The following is a 19,275-nucleotide window of genomic DNA, read 5'->3' on the forward strand; positions in this document are numbered from 1 at the left end:
TTCTCGTCGTGAAGGATATTTATTATTTTTTGGAATTCTCATGTTTAGCTAAATTGCTAAACCGATTTTCCATGGGAAAAATAAAAGCCAGCAGGAGGGTTAGCAAGAAATTTCATTCGCCCGATTCTGTAACTGTGATCCTGACTACAAAACCGGGCGGTAGCCGTATTAAACGAAGGCCGTTAGAGCTTGGCTACGGGAGTGTGTGCAACTGCTGGGCATAGGGTAACGCTGTCATCGCACCCTTTGCCGTCGTGGCTAGCGCGCCGCACCGTTGCGCCTGCTCGATAATCGGATCCCAACTCAACGGCTGTGACAGATCGTCATATTCCGCCAGGCCGTGCAGCAAACCAGCAACGAAGGCATCCCCTGCGCCGGTGGTATCGACAGGTATCACCGACGGCGCAGCAAAGTGTCGTAACTGGTGGCGATCGTGCAGCCAGACGCCTTCGCTGCCCAGCGTCACCAGCAATAGCCGGGTGGGATAGCGCTGCATGAACTGTTGGATCCCTTCTTCAACATCCGGCGTTGGACAGAGAAAGGCCAGCTCTTCGCGCGACAGTTTGACCACATCGGCCAGCATCAGCGCCTGTGTCAGGCAGTCGCGCAGTTCCTGCTCGCTTTGCCAGAGGTCGTCACGAATATTAGGGTCGAAGCAAACTCGCCCCTGTGCGGCTTTCACCTGCCGCATCGCCTCAAAGGCGGTGCTACGCGAGGGCTCCTGCGAAAGTGCGATGGAGCACAGGTGCAGCCATTCTCCCTGATTGAACGCCGGCAGGTCTTCCGGCTGTAAAAACAGGTCAGCGCTTGGACGCACCATAAACGTGAAGGTGCGCTCTCCTGTTTCATCGAGGCTCACAACGACGGTTGAAGTGCGGTAGAACCTGTCGTGTGCCATATAGCGGGTATCGACGTTTTCCTGTTCCAGCACCGTTTTTAGAAAATGGCCAAAAACATCGTCGCCGACGCGACCGACAAAGGCGCTGTTGCCCCCCAGTCTGGCAACGCCAACGGCGACATTGGCCGGTGCACCGCCGGGGCATTTCAGATAGCGTTCTGTATCTTCCGGTATGAGATCGACAACCGCGTCGCCCATGACCCAAACTCTGTTTGCCATAACGTTACTCTTATCAACGATAGTTAGACTGTTTGCTAAAATAGAAGAATCGGTTTAGCTAAGCAATACTCTTCACCGCAGAGATGCACCTACATCAATAAAACGCACTTTTCCACACAAAGTTGGCGAAAATTTATGCGATTTTCATCACGTGCCATGACCATCGGACTAAATAAAAGGACTTACCATCCGATATCTATGAGGTATGGCCACAATTAATGTGGAAATGAGGCCGCAAAAAAGGACGAATGGAGAAGGATATGCATTACCCCACCTCTTTGGTTTATCCCGGTGCGTAATTACAACCTGCTTTGGGGAATATGGGCGATATGGGCTTTGTTGGTTGTCGTCTGGCTTGTTGATATTTATAGCGGATTCCCCCTTCGATATTACGGTCAAGGAGCCGCTGCCATACTGGCCGCAAGCGCTGTGATTGCATTTTTCTATACTGTTACAAGGAATAACACGATGTTTCCATTCGGTAAAAATAAAAAAGACGTAAAGGAGTCGCAAGGGCGCAGTGAAATAAACAGTTCTCCCGCTATCACCCCCTCGAACGAGTTGATTAATTCAGTGAACCCTGTGCGTGTGAAAAAAGACACTTTCATTTCTCAGGGGGCGCGTATGACGGGCTCCCTATCTGTTGATGGAAATATCACGGTAGAAGGTCAGGTAGAAGGTGATGTGCAGTGTGATAACACGATAAAAGTGGAACACACCGGCCAGGTAAACGGCGAAATGAAATCGCAGCAGATCGTCATCAATGGCCGTGTTGAAGGACGCATAGTTGCCAGCGTTGTAGCGATCCTGGCGCAAGGAAAAGTGTTCGGCGATATCTTCACCGATGAACTCTCGATAGAAAAAGGCGGCATCTTCACCGGACAATCCCACCCGTTGACTCCACCAACGCAGAGTCAGGAAAAACTGACCTACGTGGAAAAGAAAAAAGAGAAAACCAGTAAAGCCACTGCGGAACAAGAGAATGTCGTGGCACTAGCGAGTAATGCGACGACGGTGTGAGGCTCGTTCTTACCATCTGAATGAGACCTCCGTGTTCCCCGCGCCAGTGGAACCAAATCCCGCTTCTGGCTGGCGCGATGGGGGATTGCGTGTCAGTATTAAAGCACGCCATGTTTGCACTCATCCTAATGGTGTCGTGTTATGCCAATAATTTTTGTCTCCCATACGTTACCGTAAGGAGGTGACATGAAAGTTGAAGCCGCAGAGTCGTCCGTCTTTGCCAGCCAGCAGGTGATGGCAAAGCGTTCTACAGACCATGCTGAGAAAGCGGAGCTGTCCGAACAGCTTCAGTCTTATCAGGCAGGCAGCGGTGTCGTTCCTGCTGGTCAGACGACGCGGTATGATTTCACCCGTATTAGCCCTGCCGAACTGTACGAAACGGTTGATAGCCTGGTTAGCAGCGGGCAACTGGGGAGGGAAGAAGGTTCCGCGTTGCTGAGTTTTATCTCGTCGCCGAGAACTGAAAGTGGTAGCGTGCCGCCTTCCAATGTGTTCCAGCCGATTAATGTTTTCGACACTATTCAGCAAGGTGTTGCGGGTGCATCATCCCGTAGCGAAGTGCAAAATACCGAAAGCCTGCAACGTGCAGCAGAAGCGCTGAACCGCTTTCAGGGGCAGGTATCTAGTATTAGCGTTTACGTCTAGCGCATTTCGGTACGCCATTGTCTGATGACGTCATCCTTTCCTCTGTCCCCGCATTTGCGGGGATAATCGTTTTATAGCTCGTTCATCGCTTTAGGCCGTGCTCAACGTCATTTTCCAGAATAATAACGCCAGCAGGCTGACGACTGCGCCAAGAAGGCACACGCCTGACCAGCCAGCAGCGTCATAAGCCACTGTCGTTGCCATCGCGCCAAGCCCGCTGCCGATGCTATAAAACAACATATAACAGCCGACTAAACGGCTGTGTGCATCAGGATGTGTCTTGAAAATCATGCTTTGATTGGTAACGTGAATGGCCTGTCCGCCCAGATCGAGAACGATGATGCCGACCACCAAGGCGAAAAGAGAATAGGGTGCTAGCCACAGCGGCAGCCACGATGCCAGCAGCAATAATAGGGCGATGCCGCTGACCCACTGTTCGCGGCCTTTATCGGCCAGCGAGCCTGCTTTCACTGCCGCCAGTGCGCCGAGAATACCCACCAGACCAAACGCACCGATAACCGTATGAGAAAAGAAATAAGGTTCGCGACTCAGTGGCAGAACGAGCGCGCTCCAAAAAATGCTCAGAGCAGCAAACATCAGTAAAGCGATGACGCCGCGTATTTGCAACACGCGTTCTTTACGCAGCAGGCTCAGCATAGAAAGCAGCGGCTGTGCGTAATACACATTGGCTACGCTGAGGGCGCTGGCACAGGCAAACAGCAGCACTAACGTGCGTGGTAATACCGTTTGTGCTGGTGGTGTAGCGCTGGAAAGATCATATTCAGTGACGGATGACGTGGTATGAATAGGACTATTTTTCATAATATTGGCTTTCATTACTCACTTTGGTTTCAAAATAAAACCATTTGAAGCATGAATGATCTGGTTTTACTATGCAACCAAAAAGTGCGCGGTCAGTTTTTCAGCTTGTGGGTAAGGTAAGTAGGATGAACAGGAAAAAGGGGGAGGAAATCGTCATGGTGAAACGCAAAAGTCTGAAAGAGGATGTGTGTCCCGTCGCTCGTGCATTGGAGGTGGTTGGCGATCGCTGGACATTAATGATTATCCGCGATGCGTTCGACAATCGCCGCCGTTTCAGCGATTTTCAGCGCAGTTTAGGCGTTGCCAAAAATATTCTTACCGACCGTCTGCGCACCTTGGTTGACGAAGGGGTTTTTTCCGTTCAGCCCGTTTCTGAAAGTTCGGCCTATCAGGAATATGTTCTGACACCAAAAGGTGAGCAGTTATTCCCGCTCGTCGTGGCGTTACACCAGTGGGGAGAGCAGCAGCTGTTCGCTGAAGGGGAAGCTCACTCCCTGCTATTGGATAAGCACACCAGTCAGCCTCTGCGAGCCATGGTGCCGCATTCTGCGCAAGGGCAACGGTTGGTCGGGCAGGATACGTTCGTTCAGAAAATAGATTGAGGAGTCGTGATGCAGAAAGGATCGAAAGAAACAGGCAGCGATCTTGAGGCAATCTCCCGCTATCTGAAGAAGTTGCACGTACTGACATTATGCGTAGGTGAAAATTCGGAATTATGGTGTGCGAGTTGCTTCTATACTTATGACGATCAACAGATAGCGTTCTATCTAATGACGGAGTTGCAGACGCGCCACGGTGAAATTATGGCAAGGCTGCCGCAGGTGGCCGGTACGGTCAGCGGACAGCCGAAGAACGTGATATTGATTAAAGGCGTGCAGTTTCGGGCGCAGGCGGTGCAGTTAGACGGTGATGCGGCGCAAGAGGCCAGAACGCGGTACAACACGCGTTTTCCTATTGCTCGTGCATCGCAAGCACCGATCTGGCGGCTCGATCTGACAGAAATCAAAATGACGGACAATGCGCTGGGCTTTGGTAAGAAACGCTACTGGCAGCGCGAAGAACGGACGTGCCAGAAAGAACAACATAAGCATGAAAAGATGGGATAGTAAAAGGCGTAGATCAAGGGGGAAAGCCGATGAGCCGGGTACTGTTATTAGGTGCAACAGGGTTAGTGGGGCACGAATTGTTAGAACTGCTGAAAGTCAATAATCGGGTAGAGACGATCTATGCGCCGACCCGTAAGCCGTTGGCGCATTCGGAGAAAGTGGTCAATCCGCACGATCCCGATCTGTCTGCTGCGCTCGCGCAATTGAGCGATCCTGTTGATATTGCATTTTGTTGCCTGGGTTCTACGCTCAAGACGGCAGGCAGTAAGCAGGCTTTCCGCTATGTGGATTACACGCTGGTCGTGGAAGGATCAAAAGTGGCGCTAGCGCTGGGGGCGACGCACCTTTTGGCGGTCAGTTCACTGAGTGCGAGTGCAACGTCGCCTTTCTTCTACTCGCGTGTGAAAGGAGAAACGGAAAAATCGCTGCGTCAGCAAGGCTGGCAGCACCTGACACTGGCACAGCCGTCGATGCTGCTGGGGGAAAGAGAAGACAGTCGAACACTGGAGAGCCTTGCCGCGCCGTTGTTCCGCCTGTTCCCGGCAAAGTGGCGGGCGATTGAGGGAAAAACCGTAGCGCAGGCGTTGTTGAATCAGGCGTTCTCGCCGGAGCCAAAAGCGCGGGTTACGGTACTGGAATCCGATCAATTGCGTTCGCTGGGGAAGTGGCAGCCGCTTCAGTAGCCGCTTATCGATTAGCGCAGGCGGTGGACAACCTGATTGCTGCTGCCACGCCAAATCAGTGCGGGATCTTTCAGATCTTGCACAAATTTTCCATCGACTAACACGTTGATGAGATCGACCACCCGCTGTTGTTCCGGCGTAATTTCCGCCAGCACGTAGCCTGTCCAGACCCAGATATCTTTGCCGGGGCATTCCGCACGTATACGTTGTACTAGCCGCAGGATGTCAGGCACATTCTGTGGGTGAAGCGGATCGCCTCCAGACAGAGAAATTCCCTGTCGTGGGATGAGCGTATCCTGAAGATCGGCGATGATCCGATCTTCCTGTTCCTGTGTAAACGGCTGACCGGAGTTCAGTCTCCAGGTACTTTTGTTGTAGCACCCAACGCACTCATGCACGCAGCCAGCGACAAACAGCGTGCAGCGAGTGCCGGGGCCGTTGACCACATCGACGGGATAATATTGGTGGTAATTCATACGGTAGAGCCCATGTTATGAGGCGGGCGTATGTCAACGGTGCCGCAAAAGGCGGGCCGCATTGCTGCGGCCCAGAAGGGATCAGCCCAGTTGACCGTTGCCCAAGTGTTTAATCCGGCGTTTAACCTCTTCCTGCTTACCGGCATTGAACGGACGTGCATCCGGGCTGCCGAGGTAGCCGCATACGCGGCGGGTCACGGAAACGCGTGCTGAATCATGATTACCACATTTCGGGCAGGTGAAACCTTTGCTGGCGCACTCAAATTCCCCCGTGAAACCACACTCATAGCATTCGTCGATCGGCGTGTTGGTGCCGTAGTAAGGCACGCGGCTATAGCTATAATCCCACACGTCTTCCAGCGCTTTGAGGTTGTGTTGCAGGTTCGGGTATTCGCCGTAACAAATGAACCCACCGTTAGCTAGCGGCGGATAGGGCAGTTCGAAGTCGATTTTCTGGTAAGGATTTACCTTCTTCTCTACATCAAGATGGAAGCTGTTGGTGTAGTAACCCTTGTCCGTCACGCCCTGTACGACGCCAAACTCGGCAGTATCCAGACGGCAGAAGCGGTCACACAGGTTTTCGCTTGGCGTGCTGTAAAGGCTAAATCCGTAACCCGTCTCGTCTTTCCACTGTTCGGTAGCGGCTTTCAGACGGGCGATGACAGCCACAGCTTTGGCACGTAGCGTCACGTCGTCAAATACGTGTGTTTGGTTACCGAAGAGAGCATTGATGGTTTCATGCAGGCCGATATAACCCAGTGAAATTGACGCGCGTCCGTTCTTGAAGATGTCAGCGATGCTGTCGTTCGCATTTAAGCGCACGCCACAGGCACCTTCCATATACAGGATCGGCGCGACGCGGGCTTTCACGTTCTCCAGCCGCGCAATACGCGTCATCAGCGCTTTCTTCGCCAACGTCAGGCGTTGATCGAGCAGCGTCCAGAAGCGCTCTTCATTGCCCTCGGCTTCCAGCGCGATACGCGGTAGGTTCAGGCTGATGACACCCAAATTATTGCGACCATCGTGAATCTGCTGGCCGTCTTCTTCATAAACGCCGAGGAAGCTGCGGCAGCCCATGGGGGTTTTGAACGAACCGGTGACCTTGACGACCTGATCGTAGTTCAGGATATCGGGGTACATACGCTTGCTGGCGCACTCCAGCGCGAGCTGCTTGATATCATAATTCGCATCGCCGACTTTATGGTTCAGACCGTCGCGGATGGCGAAGACCAGTTTAGGGAATACCGCCGTTTTATGGTTTTTACCCAGCCCGGCAATGCGGTTGCGCAGGATAGACTCCTGAATCAGACGCGATTCCCAGCAGGTGCCAAGCCCGAAGCCAAAGGTGACGAACGGCGTTTGGCCGTTGGCGGTGTGCAGCGTATTGACTTCATATTCCAGTGACTGAAAGGCGTCGTAGCACTCTTTTTCGGTGCGAGTCAGGGCATAGTTTTCTGCATCTGGAATCTGCCACTCTTCCGCTACGGTTTTATGTTTCGCGTGGCTGGCGGTGACAAACGGGGCCAGAATTTCATCAATGCGGTTAATCGTGGTGCCGCCATAAATATGGCTGGCGACCTGTGCGATAATTTGCGCGGTGACGGCAGTCGCGGTTGAAATTGACTTTGGCGGCTCAATTTCTGCATTGCCCATTTTGAAGCCGTTGGTCAGCATGCCGTTCAGGTCGATGAGCATGCAGTTGAACATCGGGAAAAACGGCGAATAATCGAGGTCGTGATAGTGAATCTCACCGCGCTCGTGCGCCAGCACCACATCACGGGGCAGGATGTACTGTTTGGCGTAATGCTTGGCGACAATGCCAGCCAGCAGATCGCGCTGGGTGGGAATCACTTTACTGTCTTTGTTGGCGTTCTCGTTCAGCAGTGCCATGTTGCTTTGCTCGACCAGACCGCGAATTTCCTGATTCAGGCGACCGTGGCGCTCACGCGCGATGTCTCTGTCATGGCGGTATTCGATGTAGGTACGCGCCAGTTGCTTATAATTGCCGGACATCAGCAGATTTTCGACCGCGTCCTGAATATCGCGGATATCTACGCGCGATTTATCCTGCATTTGTTGAGCGACCGCACAGGCCACAGTTGCGCAGTAGTCTGCATCATTGACACCGGCTGCATGTGCCGCGCGTTCGACCGCCTCTTTGATACGAACTTCATCAAAAGGCACCTGGCAACCGTCCCGTTTAATCACTACTGGTTTCACGTTTTCTTCCTCTGGAAAGGTTATCCACAGGCAAAAACCGTAACTGGCAAGGGTTACAGATGCTGTGGATGATACTGTGGATAAGCACTATATGTAGGCGGTGTTTACAGGATAGGCACTATATATTGAAATTGCATAGGAGTGTTTGCAATTTTATCGCTGCAAAATTGATGTAGAGCAAAGAAATCCCTCCCTAGTAGATAAATCGAACTTGAACAAAATTTAATCATCCTGGGTGAGAGGTTCGTGAAGGCTTGCGGTGCCTGGTCTGGCGGCTTATTGGGTGCTTTTTATGGGTAGCGAGAGTAACAGTACAGAAATATCTGAAATGCCAGATGGTGTCTTTCGGCATTCGTAGTAACGCGTGGCGGTGACTACTGAATGCCGATGACCGATGGCCTATGAAGGGGCGAGTTACTGTTGATTATCAGGGAAGGGGGGAAGCTGGTGGAAGATATTCACTAGCCCCTCTGACCAGGCTTTACGGATCGTGGTGAAATAGGCGTTGTTTTCGGTAACGCGTTGCTGCTCACCGCTGTCAAAACTGCCGGTACGGTAAATCATCACATCCAGCGGTAGGCCAACCGACAGGTTGCTGCGCAGAGTGGAGTCGATAGAAATCAGCGCACAGCACATGGCTTGCTCCAGCGGCGTATCTATCGTCAGCACGCGATCGATAATCGGCTTGCCGTACTTGCTCTCGCCGATCTGGAAATAGGGGGTGTCCGGCGTAGCCTCAATGAAGTTGCCCTCAGGGTAAATATGAAACAGCCGATGTGTTTCACTGCTAATCTGTCCGCCTAGCAGTAGGTTGCAGCCAAAATTGGTATTACTCCCGCTCTGCTGCGCGCTGCTATCGCGGTGAATCACTTCACGCACGGTTTCTCCAAGCAACATTGCGGCGTCATACATGGAGTTAACCTGCATGAGATTTGGCGTATGCTGCGCATCAATGCGGGCGTTGAGCAGGCTGATGATGCTTTGCGTTGTCGCCAGATTTCCCGCGCATTGGATCACTAATACACGCTCATCATCATGCTGAAAAACATAGAGTTTTTTGAACGTGGCAATGTGATCGACGCCCGCATTAGTACGGGAGTCGGAAGCAAAAACCAGGCCGTCAGACAGACACATGGCGACACAGTACGTCATAAAGTACCTTTTCGTTAAAAATTTTACTGTTGCTGTTGTACCTGCTGCTGCCGTTCAAACAAGCGGACTTCAGCTTCTGAAAACATCTCTTCACACCCGCCTCCCAGCCGCGTACCGCGTACCGGGCAGGCATCCATATAATCCATTCCCACGGCCAGCCACAGATGCTGATGGAGTTGTCGTGTATTGTTGGTAATATCGAACCCCTGCCAGTATCCGTTTAGCCACACCTCTGCCCAGGCGTGCATGGCGACATGCTGAGTGTCTTGGCTGTACACGTAACCGCTGACATAGCGTGCTGGAATATTCAGGCTACGGCAGCAGGCTAGAAACACATGCGTGTGATCCTGACAAACGCCTTTCTGCATGGCAAACGCTGCCGCTGCGGTATCCTGCACCTGCGTTGCTCCAGGAGTATACGGCATTTTCAGCTGTAACTCCGCCATCAGCATATTCAGGCTCTCTTCCGCTGCATCCGGTCGATAATAGCGTTGTGCAAACGCTCGAATATTGGCATCGGCTTCGGTCAGAGGCGTCGCGCGTAAAAAAACCAGCGGCGACAGGCCATTCTGCGTTTCGGGCTTTTCTCTTTTGCCATCGTCATCGTCGTCGCCGATATCAACCACGCCTTGCGCATGAATCGTGATGTCGTGATGTGGGTGGTCGAGTGTTAGCACATGCAACACATTACCATACGCATCGGTGGTTTGAACCGCTGAGGCGGGCAGCGTCAGTCTCCATTCATGTATTCTCTGATGCGCGGAGTTTTGCGGCGTCAGACGCAGGTACTGGGTGCTGAACTTCACTTCCTCATCATAGCGGTAGTGGGTGAGGTGGTTGATGGTGAGTTTCATAGCGCCTCCAGATAGGTATGACGAATACTGTCTGCCAGTTCGTTGATTTTAATTATGAAATTATTGAGATAGGTGGGTAAATCCTGCGCCAGAATATCGTCCAGCGTGCTGAAGCGTAGCTCGACGTGTAGCAGGTGGGCGAGCCGATGCGGGACTTTGGCACGTTGGCTACCGATGGCTTCCAACAGAAGTACCAGATCGCCAACGCAAGCGTGCAGCGAACGCGGTACGTCCTCGCGTAAGACCAGCAGCTCAGTGACGGTTTCCGGGCTGATTGGCTGGCGATAGATGCTGTGGTAGGCCTCGCGCGCGCTTACGGCACGCAGCAGGGTATCCAGACGATAGTATTCGCGTACCGGGTCGGGGTCACTATTGAGCTGTTGGTGTTTAACATTCAGTAACTGTGCGGTCGCATAGGCGCGTTCAATCAGCGTGCCAACACGAATGAAGCACTGGGCGTCATTGCGCAGCAGTGTTCCGAACATCGCGCCACGAAACAGATGAGAGCGCTCTTTTACCCAGTCAAAAAACTCATTAATACCGATGTTATCTACACCCTGATGTCGCAGATTACGAATGTCGATGCGTGTGGTGTTAATACACTCCCAGACCTCGGAGGAAAGGCTGCCACGCACGGCGTGTGCATTGTTCCATGCCATTTCAATACAATTGTAGATGCTGCTTGGGTTCTGGCTGTCCAGCGCGAAGAAATTCAATAGGTTGTTCATGGAAAAGTGGGTGTAGCGCTGTTGAAATAGCTCGTGAGTGGCGGTCAGGTTAAGGGGCAGAGCCAGATCGCGCTGCTGCTGGCTGTGACGCGGCATCATTGAGAGTTTGTAGGTGACATCCAGCACGCGGGCAAGGCTTTCTGCCCGCTCCAGATAGCGAGCCATCCAATACAGTTCACTGGCAGTGCGGCTTAGCATGATTCGTCCTCCTCCATAACCCAGGTGTCTTTGGTGCCGCCGCCCTGTGAGGAGTTGACGACCAGAGAACCTTCCGTGAGTGCGACACGCGTCAGGCCACCGGGAACCAGTCGGATTTCCTCACCGGACAGGGCGAAAGGGCGCAGATCGATATGTCGGGGAGCCAGGCCATCGTCGATAAACGTTGGGCAGGTGGAGAGCGCTAAGGTTTCCTGACCGATATAGTTGTGCGGGTGCGCGATCAAACGCTGGCGAAACATCTCGATCTCCTGACGTGTCGCCCGTGGGCCGACCAGCATTCCGTAACCGCCTGCACCGTGAACTTCCTTCACCACCATGCTATCCAGATGATCGAGCACATAGCGCAGATCCTTGGGGTTGCGACATTGCCAGGTAGGAATGTTGTGAAGGATCGGTTCTTCAGACAGATAGAAACGGATCATCTCCGGAACATAGGGATAGATGGATTTATCGTCGGCGACACCGGTGCCGACAGCATTCGCCAGTACAACACCGCCTGCACGATACACGGACAACAGGCCGGGCACGCCGAGCATCGAATCCGCGCGAAATGCCAGCGGATCGAGGAAGGCATCGTCTACGCGACGATAGATCACATCCACCTGACACGGGCCTTCAGTCGTACGCATATAGACCGCCCCTGCTTTCACGAACAAGTCCGCGCTTTCTACCAGTTCGACGCCCATTTGCTGCGCCAGAAAGCTGTGTTCAAAGTAGGCGCTGTTGAAACGGCCCGGCGTCATCACGACCACGGTAGGATCGTCAACCTGCGTGCTTTCACGCAGGGTCTGTAGCAGATAGCTGGGATAGCGTTCAACAGGGGCGATATGCTGGCTGGCAAAGAGATCCGGGTAAAGCCGCATCATCATTTTGCGGTTTTCCAGCATGTAGGAGACGCCGGATGGGGTACGCAGGTTGTCTTCCAGCACGTAATAATGACCGTCGCTGTTGCGCACCATATCGATTCCGGTGATGTGGGCGTAAATATTGTTATGCAGGTTCACACCCTGCATACAGGGTTGATACTGCTCATTCGCCAGTACCTGCTCACTGGGTATAATACCGGCCTTGAGTATGTGCTGCTGATGGTAAATATCGTAGAGAAAGGCGTTCAGTGCCTGTACCCGCTGGCGGATGCCGCGATCGAGCAACTGCCATTCGTGGGCAGGAATAATACGCGGTACGCTATCGAAGGGAATTAGGCGTTCGGTGCCTCCTTCCTCACCATAAACGTTAAACGTAATACCCACGCGGTGAAACAGCAGTTCTGCCTGCTCCTTCTTCTGTTTAATGGCCTGCTGGTCGGTTTGTTGGAGCCATTGCCAATAGGAATTGTAGTGTTGACGTTGTTGGCCTTGCGACGAGAGCATCTCGTCGTAATAAGGCGCAGATGGAAGTTTCATTTTTATCATTGTCATCCCCAGGCGTTACGCTTAATAGCGATAATAGGACAATGCATAAAATGCGCCATTTTGGAAAAAGCGTGATGCAGTGAGGATGGTGCTCGGTTTTTTCCTCTAATTGGTGCGTAGCGAGGCGAGTTTGCACTGAGGCGAGAGAATAAAGGCACTAGAAATCAGCAAGACGCAACCGTAATGGTGCGTCTTGAGAAGGGAACGATCAATGATGGTGCTTAGCGACGAACGGCGATCGCTTCGATTTCAATCTTCACATCTTTTGGCAGGCGTGCGACTTCAACGCAAGAGCGAGCCGGGAACGGTGCGTCGTGTTCGTTGAAGAACGCTTCATACGCGGTATTCACGAGGGTGAAATCGTGCAGGTCTTTCACAAACACGGTCATTTTCACGATATCGGAAACTTTCAGGCCAGCGGCTTCGACAATAGCCTGAACATTTTCCAGTGACTGGCGCGTTTGAGCAGTAATGTTATCTGCCACCAGACCGCTTTTCGGGTTCACCGGAATCTGGCCGGATGTGATGATCATGCTGCCAAGGTCGACGCCCTGAACATAAGGGCCGATAGCGGCAGGGGCGTGCTCGGTGCTGATAGTGCGTGACATGGTATCTCCTTGATGAGGGCGTAAAAGAAACGCGGACGCAGAATGCCAGTCACTTAAGCATGGATTTAGGGGAAACACGGTGATGAGGTTCCTGTAGGGATGCCTCACTCCCTGGTAGCCCCGCTATCTCGATCCTTAAACGATCGGTATTACGCGGACACTGCATTATTCAAAAAAGCCCCGTGACAGGCAATGTCCATCGCACACGCAAGCTAAAATACTATATGGAGAAACGCCATTAGAGCAATTCTTGATGGTTTATTGGAATGAGAGCTGACTATAAACCTCAAACACTTTTCTAAAGACCCCTGCATAATATCGCTCTACCTCCTGTCCCTGGATGTTAGGTTTTGTTGACCTTAAAATAGCTGTTTTTCTATTATACCGCGCAGATATTTAGAGAGGGACTGAAATGGGAAATGTTATTTCAATAGCACGTGTATGTATTATTTACTCTGTTTTTCCACGTTTTATCTATTAGTCTGTTATGAGCAGTATGTAACTCCCCCCTGTTGGGAAGAACTGTTTTTATTAATAACATAACGTTATTTAATTAATGATAATTATTTTATATTTTAATTATTGGTTTTGTACCTATCGATATTTATTAATAATTTCTTGATTGTGATGTTTTCTAACGCTACCCTTATTAAGTGAATGTTGATTAATTGTGGGAGGGGATGTTAATGGATAATAAATCATCTGAGTATTATGCAATGTATGGCATAAATAATGCCGATAAAAAAGGGTATACAGCATTACATTTAGCCGCTATAGAATCGAATGAAGATATGGTTAAATTATTGATAGATTCAGGTGCTGATATCAATGCTATGACAGCAAATGGAAGCACTCCTCTTCATAAAGCCTGCACGTATGGAAATGTATCAATAGTTAAAATATTAATTAAACAAGGCGCTAACTTGGAAGCCGTTACGTCAAATAGTAAAGTGGCATCATTCAGTAATAGAACACCATTGCATGAAGCCGCCGTGGAAGGTAAACATGATTGTGTTAAATATCTTTTGTCTATAGGAGCAAACGATTGCGCGCTAACGGGTGAAAATGAAACGCCTGCTGATTTAGCTAAAAAATACCAGCATGAAAACATTTTTTACCTTTTCAACCGGACTTGATGATAATTATTATGAGGAACCTGAAATGTTTCGTTTTTGATATTGATGGGACTATTGTATTTAACAATGTACATTTATCTAAATCATTAGAATCTGAGATATTAAAATTATCAGCTATTGGAATGGTTATATTTGCAACAGCGAGACCTTTTCGTGATGTAAAGCAAGTACTGCCGAACACGCTGTGGTCATCAGATATTGTTTGCATGAATGGATCAGCATATTATAAAAATCAGGTTCCACAAAAGGTAAAATATATAAAAGAAAATGTAGCGGGAGACGTGATCGATTATTTATTGTCATCGAATGTTCCTTTTGTAGCAGATAATGATGAAGGGTTTTACCTTACTAATCATGATATTGATTTTTTCCAATATACAAAAAGATGTGGTATAGAGCCAATTTCAAATATTGAGTATATGAAAGAAAGAGGCGTGTGCAAAATACAGGTTTTTGATAAAAATCATATCGGCTACTTTTCTGATATTGATGATGTGGTAGTTCATGATTACAGTAATGTGGGTTTTTTTGATATTTCATCAACTTTAGTAGATAAATCAGATTTAATTTTTGAATTCAATCTAAAACATTATTATGTTACTGCATTTGGTAATGATGTTAATGATGTTGAAATTTTAAAAAATTCCGATTTAAGTATATGCGTTGGAAATAATGCTACATTAACTGAGTTTTGCAATTACGCCATAAAGCCAGGTTTATCTGGTGATTTGGAATGCGAAGTTCTGAGTTTTATTCAGAGGATAGGTAATGTTTAATTGTATATCACTTGATTTTGATGGCACTATATGTGATACGAAAAATTCAATCAAGTGCACACTAAATGATTTATTTCCGCTAAAAAAAGATGAAGAAATAAATAATATTATCTCTAAAGGACTGTCCTTAAAAGATACGCTTGCTTATCTTTCTGATAGTAATATAAATGATGATGATATTTCAGCATTGGTTTTGGCTTATCGAGAAAAGTATAATAAAGAGTATTTTGTTCATCAGAAATTGTACCCTTATGTAAAAGAAGTGATTGAAGATCTACATCATAAAGGAATCCTGACTGTTATTGTGAGTAACAAGGGAGAGAAATCGATACATGATTTTCTGGATAAAAATAAATTAACCCACGCTATATCGTTAGTCGTTGGATCAAGAAGCGATGTCAAAAGTAAGCCGAATACAGATTCTTGGGATAAGGTTATAAAAAAACAATTTACCTCTTTGTCATTATCCAACGTACTTCATGTAGGAGATACTGAATTGGATATTGAGTATGCTAAAAATTTAAACATTCGATGTGGATATGTAACTTACGGGTTTGGTCGCCCTGTATCAGATTTGATATTAAAACCTGATTTTATATTCGAGGAATTCAATGACATACTTAAAATCATATGACTTTGAAGATGGCTCTATCTATGAGAGTATTTGTGATTACCCATATATATCTAATGTGAATTTAGTGAAGTGTAAGAATAAATTAGTGAAAGATTTATTCTGGGATGGTGCAATTTATATTATAGGTAAATATATATCATGTTTTTTTGATGATGTTATTAAAGGATATTGGTGCCGAGATAAAATTATTTTTAAATTGGCTATCTCTGCACATGAATATAAAGGAGTTTATTTTTTTTCAAGAGATGAAGCTAGTTACTATTTGCCAGACGTTATTAAATATAGAAAAGAAATTAACGAAGTATATTCCTGGCTTTCTGAAAAAAACATGCTAAACATGATTTTTAATTTATGCATAAATCACTTTGTTTTTAATTGGGGAGACTGTGAATCAAAAGGACAAATGATCGCACCATATCAATTTCAAATGGGTAAGAATCAAAAACTTTACTATCGTGATGATTGTTTTTATGTGAACCATAATATAATAATGTCAATGGGGAATACCCCTATTTATGATCTTCATGACTTTGCTCATGTTGTTAGTACATTATGTAAACCATCACTCTATGGATGTTATTATCATGATCTTCCAGAAAATGTTACTAATAATAATTTTAGAAAATTAATATCAATGTATGAGAGTTCTGGTTGCGATTCAATATCGGATGGTTTTTTGTATTCAAAAGTAACCAGGAAAATATATGATGACCTTGAAAAAACTAATGACTATAACAGAATTGTTGATGTAATTGGTGAAAGGATAGCCAATTATTTGATGGGGAAGTCTGCCATTGTTATTGATGATAAAAAATATAAAAGAAACACCGAGATAAGTTTTGAGGAACTAATCATATTAGTGATTAATAAATTATATGAGTCATCCGCTTCTGAAGTTGAACGATTTGTGTTAATTAGGAATGATGGTTCTATCGATTTATCATTGTTTACTCCAGCGGAAAGACTAATTGATTTGGAGGCTAATTCACAATGGCTCTATGCGGAGGCTCGTAACACGCTTAGGCATAGAGGACATTGTGAAGCCTATCGGAAAACCTTGTCAATGCTTTCCGTTTCGCACAGAGTTAATTCAGCGTTATATGATACTGTATGCGGAATATTGGACTTTAATATTAATGATTTACGGTTAGGTATTGCAATTCTAAAAAACACGAGCCAATTGAAAGGATATTGTCATGCTTTATCATGAAATAAAGATAATTTTTGATCACCCAAAGAAAGGGGTGAAGTTTCACGATATAACACCTATATTATCTAACAGTACGTTGCGGAATGAGGCTATTTCATTTTTAACTGAGGAATTTAGAGGCCGTGTAAATACTGTTGCGGCAATTGATGCTTTAGGATTCATTATAGGAGCGATGATCGCAGATAGACTTGGATTGTCTTTTATTCCAATACGTAAACCAAATAAGCTTCCTAGAAAGACTATATCAACATCATATAATAGCGAGTATGCAACTAATGAACTACATGTTCACTCCGATGATTTGTCAAAGGACAATAAAGTTCTTTTAATCGATGATGTATTAGGTACAGGTGGTACATGCTTAGGTGCAATAAAGCTATGTGAGAAGTTAGGTGCTACCGTTGTGGGGGTTGGTTTTCTATTAGAGCTTACCGCATTGAATGGTAGGGAAAAGTTAAAGGGATATGTAGTTAAAGCATGCGATTGTATTGATGGAGATCTATAATGTCAGATAGTAAAAACCCATCCCCGCTTACTGATAATGATATTCAGGATTTACTCAATGAATTTTCTAATTGTAAAATGGATTACTCTAATGGTGTAAGTAAAGTTATTCAGAAATTCAAATTTTCTAACTATCTTGATAGCCTTAAGTTTTTGTTGTTAATTGGAAATAAAATAGATTCCATGCAACATCACCCTAAGATTATTTGTGAGTGGGATCATCTAACTTTAGAATGGTGGACTCACTCAAGCAGAACGTTAACATCGATTGATGCTTTAATGGTCAGAGAAACCCAGACGATATTCCGCTCTTTTTTATCGAATAAATAACATGGTCTTAATACCATATACCTTAATAATTCGAGCTGCGTGAAGGAGGCTAACGTTCAGGTGCAAGACTGCGATTCACCTATTTTGCTGGCATCCAGTCCCCTAATGGGAATGGATGCGCGGATTCCAGTTATTGCTGTGATTGGTTTGTAGTGCGCCGATTAGCGATCTTGCAGCACAGCCTGACGCTCAAACTCTTTTTCACAGTACTTACATTTCAGGTGAACGTCACCGTCACGCTGCTTAACGCTGAATGACGATGAAACCGGCTCGCTGCGGCTGATGCAGTTGCTATTCGGGCAGGTGAGCACGCCGGTAATATGGTCAGGTAGCGTTGGTACCAGCTTGCGCACCACGTCATACTCATCAATCTGATTGACGGTAGCCTGCGGCGCGTAAATTGCCAGCTGATTCGCCTGCTGTTCAGTGAGAAACACGTTTTCGATCTTGATCAGATCTTTGCGCCCAAGGTGGTTGGACGGCAAATTCAGGCCGATGGTGATGCGCTGGTCTGTTGCAGTCAGTTTAAACAGCGTCAGCAGCTTAAAACCCACCTGTGCGGGAATGTGGTCGATCACCGTGCCACGTTTGATCGCTTCAACCTGTAATTTATTATCTTGTGTCATGATGGTTTCTTCCTCTTACAGAACCAGTTCGCGATTCAGGACCAGCGCCAGCAGTGCCTGACGGGCGTAAATACCGTTGCCCGCCTGCTGGAAATAATAGGCGTAGGGCGTGGCATCCACATCAATAGTGATCTCATCGACGCGCGGCAGCGGATGCAGCACTTTCAAATTCGGGCGGGCGCTGTCCAGATCGGCAGCACGCAGGACAAACTGGGATTTGATGTTGATGTATTCGGACGGATCCAGACGCTCTTTCTGAACGCGCGTCATATACAGAATATCCAACTCGCTGACGACTTCGTCGATGCTGTTGTGCAGACTGTAAGCAATTTTCTTCTCTTTCAGCATACTCAGAATGTAGTCCGGCATCGCCAGCGCGTCAGGGGCGATGAAGTAGAAGCGGTTCCCTTCGAACTTCGCCAACGCTTGCGTAAGTGAATGCACGGTACGGCCATATTTCAAATCACCGACCATCGCGATGTTGATGTTGTTCAGTCGGCCTTGCGTTTCCTTAATGGTGAATAGATCGAGCAGCGTTTGCGTCGGGTGCTGGTTCGCACCGTCACCGGCGTTCAGTATTGGAATGCCGCCGGAAAACTCAGTAGCAAGGCGTGATGCACCTTCCTGCGGATGACGCATCACGATGGCATCAACATATTGGCTGATAACGGAGATGGTGTCGGCCAGCGTTTCACCCTTTTTCCCCAGTGAGGTGTTGTTGCTATCGGCGAAACCGACGACGGATGCGCCCAGGCGGTGCATCGCGGTTTCAAAGGATAAACGCGTCCGGGTAGAGGCCTCAAAGAAGCAGCTGGCAATCACTTTGTGTTTTAACAATTCAGGCTGGGGCTTGGCTTTCAGGCTGGCGGCGACATTCAGCGCCAGTTCCAAATCTTCCCGGCTGAGGTCGTTAATCGAAATAATATGTTTTTGATAGAGCGGATTGACCATGTTGTCTTTCTCCTAACGAGTAAACAGGAAATGTCGTATCTGGCTG

At 47.9% G+C, this 19,275-nt stretch carries 22 protein-coding genes; 11 read left to right on the forward strand and 11 right to left on the reverse strand.

The genetic code is table 11. The features are described from left to right. Positions 1–193 precede the first annotated feature (193 nt). Complete coding sequence (locus KP22_RS13810; RefSeq protein WP_039304199.1) at positions 194–1,117, reverse strand: aminoimidazole riboside kinase; 924 nt, start codon at positions 1,115–1,117, stop codon at positions 194–196. A 468-nt stretch (positions 1,118–1,585) separates the two neighbouring features. On the opposite strand from KP22_RS13810, the gene KP22_RS13815 reads away from it, so the two are divergent. Both KP22_RS13815 and KP22_RS13820 read left to right on the forward strand, forming a co-directional pair. Further along, the gene (locus KP22_RS13815) at positions 1,586–2,137 is read left to right on the forward strand and encodes a bactofilin family protein (protein WP_039324799.1); all 552 of its coding nucleotides are present in this window, start codon (positions 1,586–1,588) and stop codon (positions 2,135–2,137) included. A 186-nt stretch (positions 2,138–2,323) separates the two neighbouring features. Then, positions 2,324–2,782, forward strand: coding sequence for a hypothetical protein (locus tag KP22_RS13820; RefSeq protein ID WP_039304205.1), 459 nt, complete (start codon positions 2,324–2,326; stop codon positions 2,780–2,782). Positions 2,783–2,872: 90 nt separating this feature from the next. Here the strand turns inward: KP22_RS13820 and KP22_RS13825 are convergent, their stop codons facing one another. Next, positions 2,873–3,604, reverse strand: coding sequence for an MFS transporter (locus KP22_RS13825; protein ID WP_081926252.1), 732 nt, complete (start codon positions 3,602–3,604; stop codon positions 2,873–2,875). A 155-nt stretch (positions 3,605–3,759) separates the two neighbouring features. On the opposite strand from KP22_RS13825, the gene KP22_RS13830 reads away from it, so the two are divergent. Genes KP22_RS13830 through KP22_RS13840 form a run of 3 tightly spaced genes read left to right on the forward strand, consistent with a single transcriptional unit; the run spans position 3,760 to position 5,393 of the window. Then, positions 3,760–4,206 carry a winged helix-turn-helix transcriptional regulator gene (locus KP22_RS13830; protein WP_039304208.1) on the forward strand — a complete coding sequence of 149 codons (447 nt, stop codon included), beginning with the start codon at positions 3,760–3,762 and terminating at the stop codon, positions 4,204–4,206. Between the two features lie 9 nt (positions 4,207–4,215). Continuing rightward, on the forward strand, positions 4,216–4,710 hold the full coding sequence (locus KP22_RS13835) for a YhbP family protein (RefSeq protein WP_039324801.1): 495 nt from the start codon (positions 4,216–4,218) through the stop codon (positions 4,708–4,710). Positions 4,711–4,739: 29 nt separating this feature from the next. Next, positions 4,740–5,393 (forward strand): Rossmann-fold NAD(P)-binding domain-containing protein, encoded by a 654-nt coding sequence (locus KP22_RS13840; RefSeq protein WP_039324803.1) that lies wholly within the window; start codon positions 4,740–4,742, stop codon positions 5,391–5,393. Positions 5,394–5,404: 11 nt separating this feature from the next. Here KP22_RS13840 and nrdG read toward each other — a convergent pair whose 3' ends face one another. From nrdG to ridA, 7 genes are all read right to left on the reverse strand, one after another. Next, on the reverse strand, positions 5,405–5,869 hold the full coding sequence (gene nrdG, locus KP22_RS13845) for an anaerobic ribonucleoside-triphosphate reductase-activating protein (protein WP_039304217.1): 465 nt from the start codon (positions 5,867–5,869) through the stop codon (positions 5,405–5,407). An 81-nt stretch (positions 5,870–5,950) separates the two neighbouring features. Continuing rightward, the gene (gene nrdD / locus KP22_RS13850; RefSeq protein WP_039324805.1) at positions 5,951–8,089 is read right to left on the reverse strand and encodes an anaerobic ribonucleoside-triphosphate reductase; all 2,139 of its coding nucleotides are present in this window, start codon (positions 8,087–8,089) and stop codon (positions 5,951–5,953) included. A gap of 414 nt (positions 8,090–8,503) precedes the next feature. Next, the gene (locus tag KP22_RS13855; protein WP_039324807.1) at positions 8,504–9,241 is read right to left on the reverse strand and encodes a proteasome-type protease; all 738 of its coding nucleotides are present in this window, start codon (positions 9,239–9,241) and stop codon (positions 8,504–8,506) included. Between the two features lie 23 nt (positions 9,242–9,264). Next, a complete protein-coding gene (locus tag KP22_RS13860; RefSeq protein ID WP_039324808.1) occupies positions 9,265–10,095 on the reverse strand; it encodes a transglutaminase family protein in 831 nt (276 codons plus the stop codon). Next, positions 10,092–11,021 (reverse strand): alpha-E domain-containing protein, encoded by a 930-nt coding sequence (locus KP22_RS13865; RefSeq protein ID WP_039324810.1) that lies wholly within the window; start codon positions 11,019–11,021, stop codon positions 10,092–10,094. The genes KP22_RS13860 and KP22_RS13865 overlap by 4 nt, the downstream gene beginning before the upstream one ends. Continuing rightward, positions 11,015–12,454 carry a circularly permuted type 2 ATP-grasp protein gene (locus tag KP22_RS13870; protein WP_039304231.1) on the reverse strand — a complete coding sequence of 480 codons (1,440 nt, stop codon included), beginning with the start codon at positions 12,452–12,454 and terminating at the stop codon, positions 11,015–11,017. Before KP22_RS13870 ends, KP22_RS13865 begins: the two co-directional genes overlap by 7 nt. A 221-nt stretch (positions 12,455–12,675) precedes the next feature. Next, entirely contained in the window at positions 12,676–13,062 is a 387-nt protein-coding gene (ridA, locus tag KP22_RS13875) for a 2-iminobutanoate/2-iminopropanoate deaminase (RefSeq protein WP_039324813.1), read from the reverse strand. Positions 13,063–13,748: 686 nt separating this feature from the next. Between ridA and KP22_RS13880 the strand changes: the two genes are divergently transcribed. Genes KP22_RS13880 through KP22_RS13905 form a run of 6 tightly spaced genes read left to right on the forward strand, consistent with a single transcriptional unit; the run spans position 13,749 to position 17,652 of the window. After that, entirely contained in the window at positions 13,749–14,198 is a 450-nt protein-coding gene (locus tag KP22_RS13880; RefSeq protein WP_052012528.1) for an ankyrin repeat domain-containing protein, read from the forward strand. An 11-nt stretch (positions 14,199–14,209) separates the two neighbouring features. Then, positions 14,210–14,974: an HAD hydrolase family protein gene (locus KP22_RS13885; RefSeq protein ID WP_167333802.1), complete on the forward strand. Its 765-nt coding sequence runs from the start codon at positions 14,210–14,212 to the stop codon at positions 14,972–14,974. Next, positions 14,967–15,608, forward strand: a complete 642-nt coding sequence (locus KP22_RS13890) for an HAD family hydrolase (protein ID WP_039304238.1) — start codon at positions 14,967–14,969, stop codon at positions 15,606–15,608. Before KP22_RS13885 ends, KP22_RS13890 begins: the two co-directional genes overlap by 8 nt. Continuing rightward, positions 15,586–16,818: a hypothetical protein gene (locus tag KP22_RS13895; protein WP_039324817.1), complete on the forward strand. Its 1,233-nt coding sequence runs from the start codon at positions 15,586–15,588 to the stop codon at positions 16,816–16,818. Before KP22_RS13890 ends, KP22_RS13895 begins: the two co-directional genes overlap by 23 nt. Next, complete coding sequence (locus tag KP22_RS13900; protein ID WP_039304244.1) at positions 16,805–17,323, forward strand: adenine phosphoribosyltransferase; 519 nt, start codon at positions 16,805–16,807, stop codon at positions 17,321–17,323. The genes KP22_RS13895 and KP22_RS13900 overlap by 14 nt, the downstream gene beginning before the upstream one ends. After that, positions 17,323–17,652 carry a 4a-hydroxytetrahydrobiopterin dehydratase gene (locus tag KP22_RS13905; RefSeq protein WP_039324819.1) on the forward strand — a complete coding sequence of 110 codons (330 nt, stop codon included), beginning with the start codon at positions 17,323–17,325 and terminating at the stop codon, positions 17,650–17,652. Before KP22_RS13900 ends, KP22_RS13905 begins: the two co-directional genes overlap by 1 nt. Positions 17,653–17,813: 161 nt before the next feature. Here the strand turns inward: KP22_RS13905 and pyrI are convergent, their stop codons facing one another. After that, positions 17,814–18,278 carry an aspartate carbamoyltransferase regulatory subunit gene (gene pyrI / locus KP22_RS13910; RefSeq protein WP_039304249.1) on the reverse strand — a complete coding sequence of 155 codons (465 nt, stop codon included), beginning with the start codon at positions 18,276–18,278 and terminating at the stop codon, positions 17,814–17,816. A gap of 15 nt (positions 18,279–18,293) precedes the next feature. Continuing rightward, the gene (gene pyrB / locus KP22_RS13915) at positions 18,294–19,229 is read right to left on the reverse strand and encodes an aspartate carbamoyltransferase (RefSeq protein ID WP_039304252.1); all 936 of its coding nucleotides are present in this window, start codon (positions 19,227–19,229) and stop codon (positions 18,294–18,296) included. Positions 19,230–19,275 lie beyond the last annotated feature (46 nt).

The sequence above is a fragment of the Pectobacterium betavasculorum genome (genome assembly GCF_000749845.1).
Lineage (GTDB): Bacteria > Pseudomonadota > Gammaproteobacteria > Enterobacterales > Enterobacteriaceae > Pectobacterium > Pectobacterium betavasculorum.